This is a genomic window from Clostridium sp. AN503 (assembly GCF_040719375.1).
Classification (GTDB): Bacteria; Bacillota; Clostridia; order Lachnospirales; family Lachnospiraceae; genus Brotaphodocola.
Genome location: NZ_JBFDTP010000001.1, coordinates 1,102,367 through 1,117,233 on the forward strand (window position 1 = coordinate 1,102,367; position 14,867 = coordinate 1,117,233).

Annotated in this window: 14 protein-coding genes and 1 other RNA gene; 12 read left to right on the forward strand and 3 right to left on the reverse strand. The window is 52.2% G+C overall.

Annotated features, from left to right (window positions below; genetic code table 11):
- Positions 1-21: 21 nt before the first annotated feature.
- Positions 22-753, reverse strand: a complete 732-nt coding sequence (gene nagB, locus AB1I67_RS04960; RefSeq protein ID WP_367028703.1) for a glucosamine-6-phosphate deaminase — start codon at positions 751-753, stop codon at positions 22-24.
- Between the two features lie 218 nt (positions 754-971).
- On the opposite strand from nagB, the gene AB1I67_RS04965 reads away from it, so the two are divergent.
- Positions 972-2,738 carry a DUF6128 domain-containing protein gene (locus tag AB1I67_RS04965; protein ID WP_367028704.1) on the forward strand — a complete coding sequence of 589 codons (1,767 nt, stop codon included), beginning with the start codon at positions 972-974 and terminating at the stop codon, positions 2,736-2,738.
- Positions 2,739-2,742: 4 nt separating this feature from the next.
- On the opposite strand, the gene AB1I67_RS04970 is transcribed toward AB1I67_RS04965, so the two are convergent.
- On the reverse strand, positions 2,743-3,453 hold the full coding sequence (locus AB1I67_RS04970) for an anaerobic ribonucleoside-triphosphate reductase activating protein (protein ID WP_367028705.1): 711 nt from the start codon (positions 3,451-3,453) through the stop codon (positions 2,743-2,745).
- 103 nt (positions 3,454-3,556) lie between these two features.
- Between AB1I67_RS04970 and AB1I67_RS04975 the strand changes: the two genes are divergently transcribed.
- From AB1I67_RS04975 to glnA, 4 genes are all read left to right on the forward strand, one after another.
- Positions 3,557-3,703, forward strand: coding sequence for a hypothetical protein (locus tag AB1I67_RS04975; RefSeq protein ID WP_367028706.1), 147 nt, complete (start codon positions 3,557-3,559; stop codon positions 3,701-3,703).
- Entirely contained in the window at positions 3,682-4,086 is a 405-nt protein-coding gene (tadA, locus tag AB1I67_RS04980) for a tRNA adenosine(34) deaminase TadA (RefSeq protein ID WP_367028707.1), read from the forward strand. The genes AB1I67_RS04975 and tadA overlap by 22 nt, the downstream gene beginning before the upstream one ends.
- Positions 4,087-4,137: 51 nt before the next feature.
- An RNA gene (gene ffs / locus AB1I67_RS04985) (signal recognition particle sRNA large type) lies at positions 4,138-4,399 on the forward strand.
- A gap of 176 nt (positions 4,400-4,575) precedes the next feature.
- The gene (gene glnA / locus AB1I67_RS04990) at positions 4,576-6,003 is read left to right on the forward strand and encodes a type I glutamate--ammonia ligase (RefSeq protein WP_367028708.1); all 1,428 of its coding nucleotides are present in this window, start codon (positions 4,576-4,578) and stop codon (positions 6,001-6,003) included.
- A gap of 126 nt (positions 6,004-6,129) precedes the next feature.
- Here glnA and AB1I67_RS04995 read toward each other — a convergent pair whose 3' ends face one another.
- Complete coding sequence (locus tag AB1I67_RS04995) at positions 6,130-6,855, reverse strand: hypothetical protein (protein WP_367028709.1); 726 nt, start codon at positions 6,853-6,855, stop codon at positions 6,130-6,132.
- Between the two features lie 319 nt (positions 6,856-7,174).
- On the opposite strand from AB1I67_RS04995, the gene AB1I67_RS05000 reads away from it, so the two are divergent.
- Genes AB1I67_RS05000 through AB1I67_RS05030 form a run of 7 tightly spaced genes read left to right on the forward strand, consistent with a single transcriptional unit; the run spans position 7,175 to position 14,569 of the window.
- Positions 7,175-8,251 carry an ATP-dependent 6-phosphofructokinase gene (locus tag AB1I67_RS05000; protein ID WP_367028710.1) on the forward strand — a complete coding sequence of 359 codons (1,077 nt, stop codon included), beginning with the start codon at positions 7,175-7,177 and terminating at the stop codon, positions 8,249-8,251.
- A 29-nt stretch (positions 8,252-8,280) separates the two neighbouring features.
- Positions 8,281-9,984, forward strand: a complete 1,704-nt coding sequence (dnaX, locus tag AB1I67_RS05005) for a DNA polymerase III subunit gamma/tau (protein ID WP_367028711.1) — start codon at positions 8,281-8,283, stop codon at positions 9,982-9,984.
- A 50-nt stretch (positions 9,985-10,034) separates the two neighbouring features.
- Positions 10,035-10,388: a YbaB/EbfC family nucleoid-associated protein gene (locus AB1I67_RS05010; RefSeq protein WP_367028712.1), complete on the forward strand. Its 354-nt coding sequence runs from the start codon at positions 10,035-10,037 to the stop codon at positions 10,386-10,388.
- A gap of 1 nt (position 10,389) precedes the next feature.
- On the forward strand, positions 10,390-10,986 hold the full coding sequence (gene recR, locus AB1I67_RS05015; protein WP_367028713.1) for a recombination mediator RecR: 597 nt from the start codon (positions 10,390-10,392) through the stop codon (positions 10,984-10,986).
- 31 nt (positions 10,987-11,017) lie between these two features.
- Complete coding sequence (locus AB1I67_RS05020; RefSeq protein WP_367028714.1) at positions 11,018-13,012, forward strand: hypothetical protein; 1,995 nt, start codon at positions 11,018-11,020, stop codon at positions 13,010-13,012.
- A 2-nt stretch (positions 13,013-13,014) separates the two neighbouring features.
- A complete protein-coding gene (locus AB1I67_RS05025; RefSeq protein WP_367028715.1) occupies positions 13,015-13,851 on the forward strand; it encodes a Cof-type HAD-IIB family hydrolase in 837 nt (278 codons plus the stop codon).
- A gap of 1 nt (position 13,852) precedes the next feature.
- On the forward strand, positions 13,853-14,569 hold the full coding sequence (locus AB1I67_RS05030) for a CvpA family protein (RefSeq protein ID WP_367028716.1): 717 nt from the start codon (positions 13,853-13,855) through the stop codon (positions 14,567-14,569).
- Positions 14,570-14,867: the final 298 nt, after the last annotated feature.

Genomic DNA, 14,867 nt, shown 5'->3' on the forward strand with positions numbered 1-14,867 from the left:
GCTCTGGCTGAGCTTGAAATATTACAGATTGCATTTGGACAGTGCCGCTTCATCCGCAACAACAGTCACATCATTGTGAAGCTGAAGGATGGACGCCGGGACATGAGGAGTCACCGGTCCGAACAATGCGTCTCTTAAGATATCTGCCTTACCCTCGCCGCTGACGATCAGAAGGACTTTTTTGGCCTGCATGATGGTCTTGATCCCCATGGTATAAGCCTGCTTCGGAACATCGTCGATGCTGGCGAAGAAGCGCTTGTTTGCCTCGATGGTGCTGGGCTGTAAGTCAACGCAGTGGGTCAGCTTGGCGAATTCCTCATCCGGCTCGTTGAAGCCGATGTGGCCGTTGTTGCCAAGGCCTAAGAGCTGTAAGTCAATGCCGCCTAGGCTTTCGATAACCCCATTGTAGCGCGCACATTCCTTATCGCTGTCCGGTTCGGTCCCGTCCGGGATGTTGGTCTTTGCCAGGTCGATGTTTACGTGCTTGAATAAGTTATTGTACATAAAGTAGTAATAGCTTTGGTCGTTGTCCCTGGTGAGGCCCTTATACTCGTCCAGGTTCGCGGTAGAAACCTCTGAGAAATCCAGGTCGCCCTGATTGTACCACTCGATCAGCTGCTTGTAGGTGCCGATCGGAGTAGAACCGGTCGCAAGGCCCAGAACACAGTCCGGTTTCATAATTACCTGTGCAGAAATAACATTTGCCGCCTTTCTGCTCATGTCGTCATAATCTTTAGCCTTTAAAATTTTCATGTTACTGCCCCTCCATTTTTTGAAAAAAATTTTCGCTAAATACCAACTACAGGATAGCATTTTTAAGTCATAGTTGCAATGGGTATTTCATAAAATATTTATAACAATTCATGACGGCCTTCCATTGGAGGAGTATCCGGTGCTTCCTGTGAGACCGCAGGTTATGCAGGAGGATGCCGCCCGGACCGCTAAAATAGTCACAAAAAGGAGAGGATAACATGTCTAATTATCGCAGATTGATCTCATATATTTACGCATATGAAGGCGGTGTAAAGGGAAAAAACATCGGTTACGCCAAGATAGAGATACGGGGGGACCAGTGCAGGATACAGGTAAATGTGAAAAAAGTCTATGTGGGCAGCAGCGAGATCGGGGTGTATTTATTGTCGCCCGGCGCGGAGATTTTGTTGGGCAGGATATTCATCCGAAACGGCGCCGGGGAATTCCGTATCCAGGTAAAACCCGATAATGTGGAGGGGAGCGGCTGCAGCATGGACCAGTGCTACGGTCTGACCATCCATGATGTGGACAGCACCTGGCAGAGCTACACTACCATATGGGAGGATGCTGTGGCGCAGGCGGCAGAGATCCAGCTTGCCGATGTGACGGCGGAAAATATACGCAAAAAAGAGGCTCGGGAGGCATCGCAGGAAGTGAATACTCAGGAGCTTCCTTCAGAGACCGGAGCGCTGTCCGCAGAAGGGCTGTCTGCGGAGATCCTGCCTGTTTCAAAAGAAATCGAGCAGGAGCTTCAGCGGGAGCAGGAACGCCTGGAGACGATCGCGCCGTGGGAAGAGACAGAAACGGTTGCGGAACAGGAGATTGCCGCCGGACCCTCCGACGCGGTGCAGGAGGCTGCCGTCAGACCGTCGCAGGACCCGGTGCCGGGTATGGATGCTGGTCAGCCGTTGGATGCAGAGCCAGACATGGCGTCAGACCGGACATCGGCAGAAAAACCCGATATGTCAGCCGAGATGGTGATGTATATAGCTGGAGAACCAATGTTTGAGCCGGAATGGATGCCGGAACCACAGCAGGGGCCGGAACCACAGCTGGAGTCAGAACCACAGCAGATAACAGGTTCACAACAAATAACAGGTTCACAGCAGATAACAGGTTCACAGCAGATAACAGGTTCGCAGCAGAAACAGGAACCAGAGGCAAAACAGCCAGCAGACAGAACTGAAAGTTTCATGCAGGATGCCATAAGCAGAGTGATGCGGCAGATCATACAGCCTATACGCCAGCAGGAACAGACGGAGCAGTCAATGCAGCCAGCCCAGGCGTCGCAGCCAATCCAGCCTATGCAGCCAGCCCAGGCGTCGCAGCCAATCCAGCCTATGCAGCCAGCCCAGGCGTCGCAGCCAATCCAGCCTATGCAGCCAGCCCAGGCGGCGCAGCCAATCCGGCCAATGCAGCCAACTCAGGCGGCGCAGCCGATCCGGACAATACAGCCAGCTCAGCCGTCGCAGCCAATCCAGTCAATGCAGCCAGCCCAGACGGCCCAATCCACCCAGACAGTGCAGCCGACCCAGTCCGCTCAGCCCGTCAACTCCATCGCGGAGCCGGAAAATCTTGCCAGGCTGGAAGAACTCGACCGGCTGGAGCGGGAAAATTCTGCGCGGAACAATTTGTGGGACAGATTGCAGCGCCAATACACAAAGGTTCTTGCCTTTGACTATGATAACGGCTGTGAGATCCTGTCCATCAAGCCGCAGGATATCGGCCTGCTGCCGCGGGAGATCTGGGTATTTGGGAATAACAGCTTCCTGCTTCACGGTTATTACAATTACCGGCATCTGATCCTGGCGCGTTTAAACAATCCGCAGGGCGAGCCCCGTTACCTGCTGGGCGTACCGGGACAATATTTCAGCAATGAAAAATATATGGCGTCTATGTTTGGATTCCCGCATTTCGTTCTGGCAAGAAAGCAGCCGGAGGAGGACGGGCGTTTCGGCTACTGGTATACGGACATCCGCCTGTGAAGTATCAGTAATCCACGCCCCGGAGTTCCACGGAACCCACATATGGCCTTACAATATCGGCGAACGCCAGCAATTCCTCTTTGGAAAAACTGCCGAAGCCGTCGGGTTGCAGTACCAGCTCGGATTCCACATAATTCTGCAGGAAATAATGCGGGCATCCGGCGATCCAGGGGCCAATCTGAGAAAAGTCATCGGCAGTGTGCAGTCCCTTCACCACAGTGGTACGGAATTCATAGGGAATGCTGCCGCTCTTCAGCCATGCGGCGGTTTCCCGGATTGGCGTCAGGTCCATATGTGCAACCTGGCAGACTGTGCCATAGTTGTCCGGCCCGGCCTTTATATCCATGGCAATGTAATCTAAAAGCCCCTCGGCAGCCAGATGACGGACAATGTCCGGGCGGCTGCCGTTCGTATCCAGCTTGATGGACAGGCCAAGCTCCCGCAGCTTTTGCAGAAATGCTTCCAGCTCTTCCGGGTGCAGCGTAGGTTCCCCTCCGGTGATGCAGACGCCCTCCAGGATACCGCGGCGTTTCTTTAAAAACGCCAGGATTTCCGGTTCTGAATACTGGGCAGGAGCGTCATTGCCCAGCAGTTCTGCATTGTGGCAGAACGGGCACCGGAAATTACAGCCGCCGAGAAATATAGTAGCAGCGACATGCCCTGGATAATCCAGGAGCGTGGTCTTTTGCAGACCGCAGATTTTAATTTCATTCATTTTTTATTTCCATTTTTCCTGTTATCAATTATAATAGTATCAACATGGATTATAACATGGGAGAGCCGCAAATGGAACATTTTGCAGACTATAAGAGGGGATCATGGCAGAAAAAGAGATCAGAAAAATAAGAAAAACAGTTGTGCCGGATGAGGACGGCGATGCTGTCGACAGGAAATATATGCGGGAAGCCGTCCGCCAGGCGAAAAAGCAGCCGCCCTGGGGGATGTGCCCATCGGCTGCGTCATAGTATATCAGGGGACGATCATTGGACGCGGTTATAACCGCCGTATGGCGGACAAGACCGCGCTGGCCCACGCGGAGATCATAGCGATCCGCAAAGCCTGTAAAAAGATGGGAGACTGGCGGCTGGAGGACTGTACCATGTATGTGACGCTGGAGCCGTGTCCCATGTGTGCAGGGGCAATCGTACAGGCGCGGATCCCCCGTGTGGTGATCGGCTGTATGAACGCCAAGGCAGGGTGCGCCGGGTCTGTCCTGGACATGCTGCACGAGGATGGGTTCAACCATCAGGCAGAGACCAGGATCGGCGTGATGCAGGAGGAGTGTTCGCAGATGCTGTCCGAATTCTTCCGCCAGCTCCGGGAGAAACAAAAAGCTAAGCAAACTTGACAAAAAGGATTTGCTGGGTTATACTTATGGCTCAACCAAGTCACAAAGTTTCCGCGCAGCCGGGGAGATAGCGGTGCCCTGTATCTGCAATCCGCTCCAGCAGAGGTGATATCCCGCCCCGGGTACGGTCTTGCAGGGCTGCCCCTGGTAAGCGGCGTTGACGTTTGGGTCTTGCGCAACAGAAACTCATGAACCGTGTCAGGGCAGGAATGCAGCAGCACTAAGTGGGACCTTCTGTGTGCCGCGAGGGAGCCTGGACCGAGCTGGCTGCCAGGGTAACGCCTGTGAGCCGTACACAAAGCGGGATGCGCGGAATTTAAATAATAATTGATCAAATAAGCACTGCCTGTAGTTAAAATATACTGCCGGCAGTGCTTTTTTTCATTGTCTTTTCTTTCCAAACAGAGTATGATTTCAGTAACAGCATCACATCAATCAACCCGCAGCGGATGCAGGAGCATCCCGGCGGACAGAATGCAGGAGGGGCTTATGTTAAAAAGTACAAAAGTAAGGGAGTTGTGTGAAGAAAAAGGGATCCGGATGATCGATTTCAAGATGACGGACTTAAACGGAAGATGGCGTCATATCACGATCCCGGTGGAGCGTTTCAATGAGGACATTTTTACTTACGGAATCGGTTTTGACGGCTCCAACTACGGGTTTGCACCCATTGAAAAAAGCGATATGGTGTTCATCCCTGACGTGGAGACGGCAGTTGTGGACCCATTTGCGGAGATCCCGACCCTGACCATGTGTGGGAATGTGTGCGTGATCAAGGAGGAGAATGAGCCGTTTGACCAGTATCCCAGGAATGTTGCGCTCAGCGCGGTGGAGTACATGAAAAAGACAGGCATCGCGGACCAGATGCTGATCGGGCCGGAATTTGAGTTCCATCTGTTTGACCATGTGAGCTACACGGTGACTCCCCAGCGGGCGGCTTACAGTATTGATACCAGGCAGGCGGAGTGGAACACCGGTCTGGACAACGGTCATAATAATGGCTATGAAGTGCCGTTAAAAGGCGGATATCACATTGCTGCGCCGCAGGATGTGGGTTATGACCTGCGCAGCCGGATGTGCATGCTTTTAGAGGACTGGGGTGTGAAGGTCAAATACCATCACCATGAGGTGGGAGGCCCGGGACAGATGGAGATCGAGGTCGAGCTGGGCGACATGGTGGACATGGCGGACAAGACCATGATCGTCAAATATGTGATCAAGAATGCCGCCGCCGCGGAAGGCAGGACCGCTACCTTTATGCCCAAGCCCATTTATAAAGAGGCGGGCAACGGGATGCATGTCCATATGCTGCTTATGAAGGATGGGCAGCCGGTATTCTATGATAAAGACGGTTATTCGGGCTTAAGCAGGACAGCACATTACTTCATAGGCGGGCTTTTAAGGCACGCCCCGTCCCTGTGCGCATTCACCAATCCGTCCACCAACTCCTTCAAGCGGCTGGTGCCGGGGTATGAGGCTCCGGTCACCATCGGATATGCCACATCCAACCGGAGCGCGGTGATCCGCATCCCGGCCTATGCCAAGTCCCCGGAGACCAAGCGGTTTGAGCTGAGGAGCCCGGATGCAACGGCCAACCCCTACTATGCCTATGCCGCGATCCTGATGGCAGGGCTGGATGGTGTAAAGAATCAGATCGATCCCTCTGTCTGCGGCTGGGGGCCGTTTGACATGAACCTGTACGATCTGCCGGAGGAGGAGAAAAAGAAGATACAGTCCCTGCCCCGGACACTTGCGGAGGCGCTGGACGCCATGGAAGCCGATCATGAGTACCTGACAGAAGGCGGAGTGTTCCCGGAGCGGCTGATCCAGATCTGGCTGGATAAGAAGCGTGCAGAGAGCCGGGAGATCGAGCAGATCCCGCACCCGGCGGAGTTTAAGAAATATTATGACCTGTAAGCGGTGAAGCGGCAGGACCGCCGGAACCTGTTTCCTCTAAAGAACTAAAAACTCCCACCTTTGGACCCGTGCCATTCAGATAATGACATGGATCTTCAGGTGGGAGTGATTTTTTGATACCGCGCCTTATTGGGCGGTTATGTACTCTTTCATGAGGGCATGAAATTCCTTGTTTTTTAATATTGTGCCGTCCTTGGTTTCAATCTCAGGAAACTTCTCTTTCAGCATGGCGATAAAGGCGCTGCCCCGGTTTTTATCCGCCTCAATCCAGAAACCGCAGCGGTCGCTGATGAGTCCGACATGAAGCGTTTTTACGAATTTGATCTTATTTCCGGCGTTGACAGAGTCTTCAAGGAAAAACAGGCAGGCTGCCTTTAGGTCACTCTGTTTAAAGACAAATTCGGAAATTTTGATAAAGTCGTCAGTCAGGATGCTTTCCTTCATTTTATCGTATTTGCCGTTGGGTGTTAAAAAATAAGCTTCTCCGGTGGTCATCTGCCGGTCAAATTCTTCAATGACCTCTGTGGGGTAGCCGCTTCTCTTCGCAACCTGCTGGACCCAGTCCTCCCTGGTTTTTCCCTTTTGTTTTTTCAAAAGCATGAGAAGAGCGATTCCAAGCAGCACCAGGAACACGCCGATCCCGATTATGACGCAGTTTGTCACCATGGATAAGCCCCACGCAATGCCCCGTATCCCCAGAAAAAAGAACGGAAGTGAAAACAGCACGAATACCACAAGGACAATATATCCTGCCGTCATGGAACGCTTCCCCTCAACGACTGCACTGAAAAAGCCGTTTGGATAATGCTGCCTTTTGTAATTTTCATCCATCAATTGTTTATATCCATCCATAGCCGCTGCCCCCTTTTGTTATATTTTTACCAATTATATCATGCCTGTTTCCTGGACGTCAAGACTATCAGACACCAAGAAACCAATTGCTTTACCTGTTTAATAATGTTAGAATTAGTTATTATGGAAGACGAAGAGCTCCTATTTGTCGGCAGGATGGTGGAAGTGAGGCCGCGGCTTGCCGCGTAAAATAAACAAACAAACCGATAGACAAACCGCAGAGCATTGTATTATAATATCAGAATGGGTGCAGTATAGCCTGAAGAGATAAATAGTGAATCAGACAATAACTAATAAAAGAAGAAAGGGTGTGTCTTCTATGAGAATTGGGATGCTGACCAGCGGAGGCGACTGCCAGAGCTTAAACGCAACCATGCGCGGCGTGGCAAAGTCACTGTATAAAATGTATGATGATGTGGAGATCATCGGATTTGAGGACGGATATAAAGGACTTATGTATGCAGATTATCAAGTCATGAAACCCTCTGATTTTTCCGGTATTCTGACCAAGGGCGGCACGATCCTGGGAACCTCAAGGCAGCCATTCAAGCTGATGCGGGTACCGGATGAGAACGGTCTGGACAAAGTCGAAGCCATGAAACACACCTACAAAAAATTAAAACTGGAATGCCTTGTGGTCCTGGGCGGCAACGGAAGCCAGAAGACGGCGAACCTGCTGCGCGAGGAGGGGCTTAACGTGGTATCCCTCCCGAAAACCATCGACAATGACCTGTGGGGAACCGAAGTAACCTTTGGGTTTCAGAGCGCCATCAATGTGGCGACCAACGCCATTGACTGCATCCACACGACGGCGACCTCCCACGGGCGCGTATTTATCGTTGAGGTGATGGGGCACAAGGTTGGATGGCTGACCCTGTATGCAGGTATTGCGGGCGGAGCCGATATCATACTGCTCCCGGAGATCCCTTATGACCTGGATATTATCGTCAATGCTCTGAAGGAACGGACAAAACAGGGCAAGCGGTTTTCTATCCTGGCAGTGGCGGAAGGCGCTATTTCCAAGGAGGACGCGGGCTTGAGCAAGAAGGAACTGAAGGAAAAGAAGAAAAACCAGGTGGTGTATCCATCTGTAGCTTATGAGCTGGGCGCCCAGATCACCGAGAAGACCGGACAGGAAGTCCGTGTCACGGTTCCGGGCCATATCCAGCGCGGCGGCCAGCCCTGCCCCTATGACCGGGTTTTATCCACCCGTCTCGGCGCGGCAGCAGCCAAACTGATCAAAGAAAAGAAATACGGTTATATGGTCGCCATGCAGAATAACGAGATCACCGAGGTTCCCCTGGCAGAAGTGGCAGGGCGGTTAAAGACCGTGGACCCGGGATGTTCCATGATCCAGGAAGCGAAGCTGATCGGGATCAGTTTTGGTGACGAATAACTGTATTTTATAGTGAGGAGCAGGACTTTATGTCATATACCGCGCTGTACCGCAAATGGCGTCCGTCCGGATTTGACGATGTAAAAGGACAGGACCATATTGTACAGACTCTTAAAAACCAAATAACGAGCGGGCGTATCGGCCATGCATATCTGTTCTGCGGCACGAGGGGGACCGGTAAAACCTCCATCGCAAAGATATTTGCCAAATCTGTTAACTGCGAACATCCTGTGGATGGAAGCCCGTGCAACGAGTGCGGCGCCTGCAGGAATATTTCGTCGGGCAGTTCCATGAATGTGGTGGAGATCGATGCGGCTTCCAACAACGGTGTGGAAAATATCCGCGAGATCCGTGAACAGGTCCAGTACCCGCCCACGGAAGGAAGGTACCGTGTCTATATCATCGACGAGGTGCATATGCTTTCCACGGGTGCGTTCAACGCGCTTTTAAAGACCCTGGAAGAGCCGCCGTCCTATGTGATCTTTATCCTGGCGACCACGGAGGTTCACAAGATCCCGATCACCGTATTGTCCCGCTGCCAGAGATATGATTTCAAACGGATCACCATCGATACGATCACCGCGCGCCTGAAGGAACTGGCAGATGCGGAGCAGATCCAGGTGGAGGATAAGGCGCTCCGCTATATTGCCAAAGCGGCGGACGGCTCTATGCGTGATGCTTTGAGCCTGCTGGACCAGTGTGTGGCGTTCCATTACGGCAAACTCCTGACCTATGACAATGTGCTTGAGGTGCTGGGCGCGGTGGATTCCGGCGTATTCAGCGAACTTTTGCGCGCAGTCATCGGCAAGCAGACCACCGAATGCATGAAAAAGCTGGAGGAGATGGTCATACAGGGCCGGGAGCTGGGGCAGTTTGTGACGGATTTTATCTGGTACCTGCGGAATCTCCTGGTACTCAAGACAGCCGATGATGCGGAAAATATGCTGGAGATATCCGAGGACAACTTAAAACAGCTCAGGGAAGAAGCCGGGATGATAGACGGGGAGACCCTGATGCGCTATATCCGCATTTTTTCCGAGTTGTCCGGCCAGCTCCGTTATGCCAGCCAGAAGCGGGTTTTGATCGAACTGGCTCTGATTAAGCTGACAAAACCACAGATGGAGCCGAACCTGGATTCCATACTGCAGCGGTTAAGTGAGCTGGAGGAGCGTCTGGACGAGGGGATGCCCATGAGCCAGGATGCCATGCAGGAGATGCTGCGGCAGATGGGCGGAGGCATGGGCGGCGCAGCGTCAGGCGGATTTATAGCTGGCGGGCAGGGCTTAAGCGGGGACCCGGGTATGGCGCCTGTAAGCTCCGGCGGAGCCTGCGGCGCGGCAGGGATACCTGGACCGGCGGATACAGCCGCCGCGCAGCCGCAGAAGGTTACCATTCCCAAAGCACAGCTGGAGGATCTAAACCTGATCCGCCAGGACTGGGGCAAGATCATAAGAGATTTGGGCGGCCCGATCCGGCCCAGCTTCCGGGATACCGTCCTGGAGCCGAGCGGGGACAGTTGTCTGTGCATCGTATTTTCAGGTCAGCAGAATTATGATATAGGCAGCAGGCCCACGGTCCTTGGCCAGCTGGAAAAATACGTAGAAGAGCAGTACGGAAAAGAGATGTATTTCAAGGCGCGCTTAAAAAATGCGGGCGAGCGGCTGAATACGATCTATGTAAGTGATGAGGAACTAAAACAGGCAATACACATGGATATTACCGTGGAAGATTAGCATCTTTATGAAGGATAGAAAAGGAAGACAGAAAACAGGAGGACAGCATCATGGCAAAGCGTGGTGGATTCCCGGGAGGAATGCCGGGCAATATGAACAATATTATGAAGCAGGCACAGAAAATGCAGAGACAGATGGAGGAGACGACAAGGGAGCTTGAGGAAAAGGAATATTCCGCATCCGCAGGCGGCGGAGCTGTGAGCGTCACTGTTTCCGGCAAGAAAGAAGTGCTTTCGGTGAAGCTTTCCGAGGAGGTTGTAGATCCGGATGACATCGAGATGCTGCAGGATCTGATCGTGGCGGCTACCAACGAGGCGCTTCGGAAGATGGAAGAAGAATCACAGGCGGCCATGTCAAAGCTGACCGGCGGTCTTGGCGGCATGGGCGGAGGATTCCCATTCTAAGATGGATTATTATAGCAGGCAGATTACAACATTGATCGAAGAATTATCGAAATTGCCCGGGGTTGGCAGCAAGTCTGCGCAGCGGCTGGCATTTCACATTATCAACATGCCGCAGGAGCAGGTGGCGAACTTAACTGGGGCGATCACACGGGCCAAGGAAAATATCCGTTACTGTAAGGAGTGCTTTACCCTGACGGACCAGGAGCTTTGCCCGATCTGCAGCAGTGAGAAGCGGGATCACAGGACCATCATGGTGGTGGAGAACACCAGGGACCTTGCCGCATATGAGAAGACCGGCAAATACGACGGAGTATATCATGTGCTGCACGGGGCCATATCCCCCATGCTGGGCATTGGCCCCAATGACATCAAGCTCAAAGAGCTGATGCAGAGGCTGCAGGGTGATGTGAAAGAAGTGATCATTGCCACCAATTCGAGTCTGGAGGGCGAGACCACCGCCATGTATATCAGTAAGCTGATCAAGCCGACGGGTATAAGGGTCAGCCGGATCGCCAGCGGCGTACCGGTGGGCGGCGACCTGGAGTATATAGATGAAGTAACCTTGTTAAGAGCACTGGAAGGGCGCGTAGAGCTATGATGATTCTTAACTGGTGTAAGGAGTGCAGAAGATGGATAAATACGAGTTCAACATAAAGGTAGAGCAGATCAGGAAACTGGTCAATAAGGGGGACTATGAGACTGCGATGAAGATTGCAGACACCATAGACTGGAAAAAGGTGCGCAATGCAAACCTGCTTTCCATGGTGGCTACAGTCTATGAGAAAAACAAGGAGTATCAGGATGCCAAGGACATCCTGCTGCTTGCGTTTGAGCGTGCGCCCATAGGCAAACGGCTGCTTTACAAGCTGACAGACTTAGCGCTCAAGGAAGGCAATCTGGAGGAAGCGCAGGCGTATTACCGGGAGTTCTGCGATCTGGCGGGCGACGATCCGCGTCAGCAGCTTCTGCGGTATATGATCCTGAAGGCGATGGATGCGCCGCTGGAGCAGCTGATCCACTCTCTGGAGAGCTACACTTCTGAAGAACTGGATGAGAAATGGCTGTATGAGCTGGCTGAGCTCTATCATGAGGCGGGAGATGCAGCCCGCTGCGTCAGCACCTGTGATAAGATCATGCTGATGTTTGGCCTGGGCAAATATGTGGACAAGGCGATGGAGCTGAAGATCCAGTATGCGCCCCTTAACAAATACCAGATGGACCTGGTGGAAAACCGCGATAAATATGAAGAGAAGCTGCGGGCCGTAGAGCAGTCCTCCGGTGCAGACCTGGAGGAGTCAGAGGACACAGAGGAAGCTGGTGAGATGGAGGAGACAGCTCCGAGAGAACCGGATTTCGAGGAAAGCCCGGCTCCGGCACTGGCGTTTGAAGATGCAGAATTTGAGGCCACTCCCGCGGAGAGGGCTGTAGAAGAAGCAGAGAGCGCCTATGAGAGAGAAGCGATCGCGGCGGCTCTCAAGCAGGCAGAGGTTGAAAAAAAGCTTGCGCGCGAGATGTCCCGGATTCAGGATGTCTCCCCGGCGGAAGATGAGGATGACCTGGGTAAGACCCGGGTACTCAGTGCGATCAAACGGGCATCGGGCGGGGAGGAACCGGAGCAGGCCCCTGCTTCCCGGATGGAGGTTTTCCGTGAAGGCACTTATGAAGAGGATGTCCCAACGCAGGAAACACGGGTTGAGGAGCTGGATGATGCAGATGAGCCAGAACTGCCGAGGATGGCCAATCACCTGATGATAGAGGCCAGGAATCCGGAGAAGGGGCTGGAGATAGCAGTCCAGACCTTAAAACAGATTCAGAAAGAGACCGGCATCAAGAATCCGGTAGCCAAGATCACCGGCTCTAAGCTGAACAAGCGGGGCGTCCTTGCCAGCGCGGCGAAGCTGGCGGGCAAAGACCTGATGATCGAAGAAGCGGGAGACTTAACTCCCGAAATGTTAAAAGAGCTGGAAAAGCTGATGACCCAGGATGAGACCGGCATGAGAATCATCCTTATAGACAATCCAAAACAGATGGAGATGCTGCACGCCCAATATCCGGAGCTGGCAGACAAGTTTGAGTGCATCGGCTGTGATTATCCGCCGGCAATTAGCGTGCAGAGCACAGATACGGCGTCTGAAGCCCGGTTTGCGCAGAATGCGCAGACTGTTCAGAGTGTCCAGACCGCCCAGACGGCTCAGGCCATGCCGGAGGCCAATGCGGAGGCGGCGCCCGAGGTGGATGACCGTCCGGTACGGCGGGTGATTCCTGTCCGCGACACTGCCATGCGGATGCCTGACGCAGTCGTAGCAGGGGCAGATCCAGAGGATTTTGATGATGCGCCGTCCGAGGAAGAAATGGATATCGATGAATTTGCACAGTATGCCTGCAAGTATGCGTCAGAGATAGACTGCAGCATTACTGGCAAGAGCATGCTGGCCTTGTATGAGCGCATTGAGATTATGGAAGAAGATGGGATACCGCTGACCAGGAGTTCGGCGGAGGAGCTGATCGAGGAAGCTGCGGACCGTGCAGAAAAGCCTTCTATTGGCAAGATGATCACGGGGCTGTTTTCTTCAAAATATGACAAAGACGGTTTATTAATTTTAAAGGAAGAACATTTTATCTGATTATGGCTGAGATTAAATTAATTGCATTAGATTTGGACGGGACGCTTCTGGACAGCCAGAAGCGTCTGTCTTCCAGAAATGAGAGAGCGCTGAAAGAATGCATCCGGAGAGGCATTGCAGTTGTACCCTGTACCGGCAGGATCTGGTTTGCAGTACCGGAGGTAGTCCGCAGCATTCCCGGGATCCGGTATGCCATCACCACAAATGGAGCGGTCATAGAAGATGTGGCAGAGAAAAAGATCCTGGACGAGAGGAAGATGAGCTGTAAGCTTACCATGGAGATCCTTGAGCTGGGAAAACAATTCCATACCATGTATGATGTGTATGCTGCCGGTCTTGCCTTTGGAGAGACAAGATTTTTGGAGCATATGGAACTGTACGGTATTTCACCCCTGATCCAGAAGATGATCCGCGAGACCCGGCAGTCGGTTCCGGATGTGATCGCACAGGTAAAAGAGCTGGATCAGCCTGCAGAGAAGGTGAATTACTTTTTTGCAGACGAGCAGGAACGGTCCCGCGCGAGAAAAGCACTTCTGGCAAGAGGGGATGTGATCGTCAGTTCCTCACTTCCCAACAACCTGGAGATCAATGCGTTGGGAGCGACCAAAGGCGAAGCAATCCTGCGCCTTGCAGCCCACCTGGGCCTTGCACCGGATCAGACTATGGGATTCGGAGACGGTGAGAATGATGTGAATATGATTCAGCTGGCGGGTATAGGCGTCGTTATGGGCAATGCTCTGGAAAGCCTGAAAGAGCACGCGGATTATATTACGTGCACCAACGACGAAGATGGAGTGGCGGACGCCATAGAGAAGCTGGTTTTGACAGAAAAGGAATAATATGGAATTTTTGATGGAACACTGGCTTGCCACAGGTGTAGGTGTATTTCTGCTGTCTATGGTATTGTATGGGCATTACAGAGGATTCCTGAGACTGGCAGTTACCATGACAGCGCTGATTCTCAGCCTGGTTGTGGTACGGGTTGCCATGCCCTATGTGACCGGTATGCTGAAAGAAAATACCGGGATTCATCGCGCCATTGGGCAGGGACTGCTCCATATGGCAGGTGCGGAGGCGGATGGAGAGCCGCAGCTTCCTGCCCAGCAGCGGGAAGCCATCGAACGCCTGAAGCTGCCTGAGCAGATGAAGGAAGCTCTCTTAGAAAATAATAATAACGAAATCTATCATATTTTAGGTGTAGATGCCTTCCTGGATTACGTGGCAGCCTATCTGACCAATATGGTATTGAACCTTATCGGCTCAGTCCTGCTGTTTTTGATCGTATTCCTGGCGATACGGCTTTTGGTGAAATGGCTGGATCTGGTGGCGAAATTGCCGATCCTGTCGGGGATCAATCAGATTGCAGGGGCGGTTTTAGGCGGACTGCAGGGGCTTCTGGTCCTGTGGGTTGCAGGACTGGTTGTCAAAGCCTGTGCTTCCGCTCCATGGGCACAGGCCGTGCAGGCACAGATAGAAGGAAGCCTGTGGCTGGGTTTTTTATATCACAACAATATCTTTAACTGGCTGTTTGTCAGTATCCTGAACAGCTTAGTATAAGATTCCGTGACCGATTTTACACAAAAGTTTAATGATTACCTTAATCGTTATAATTCATTTAATTGATTATATCATATGTACAATAGATACAATTCCGCGAACTTTACCAGAGATCTGGCAGTTTGCGGAATTTTTTTGACCACTAAATGTAGTGAAAATAAAGAAAAACCAGCATATCTAGTGGACGATAAAAATTGTCCAAAAAAACGACACAAATACCTTGACAAAACAGGTAAATAAATGGTATATTAAAGCTCCACCGCGAAACAGCGGTGCGAAATCCTCACGGATTTCCAGT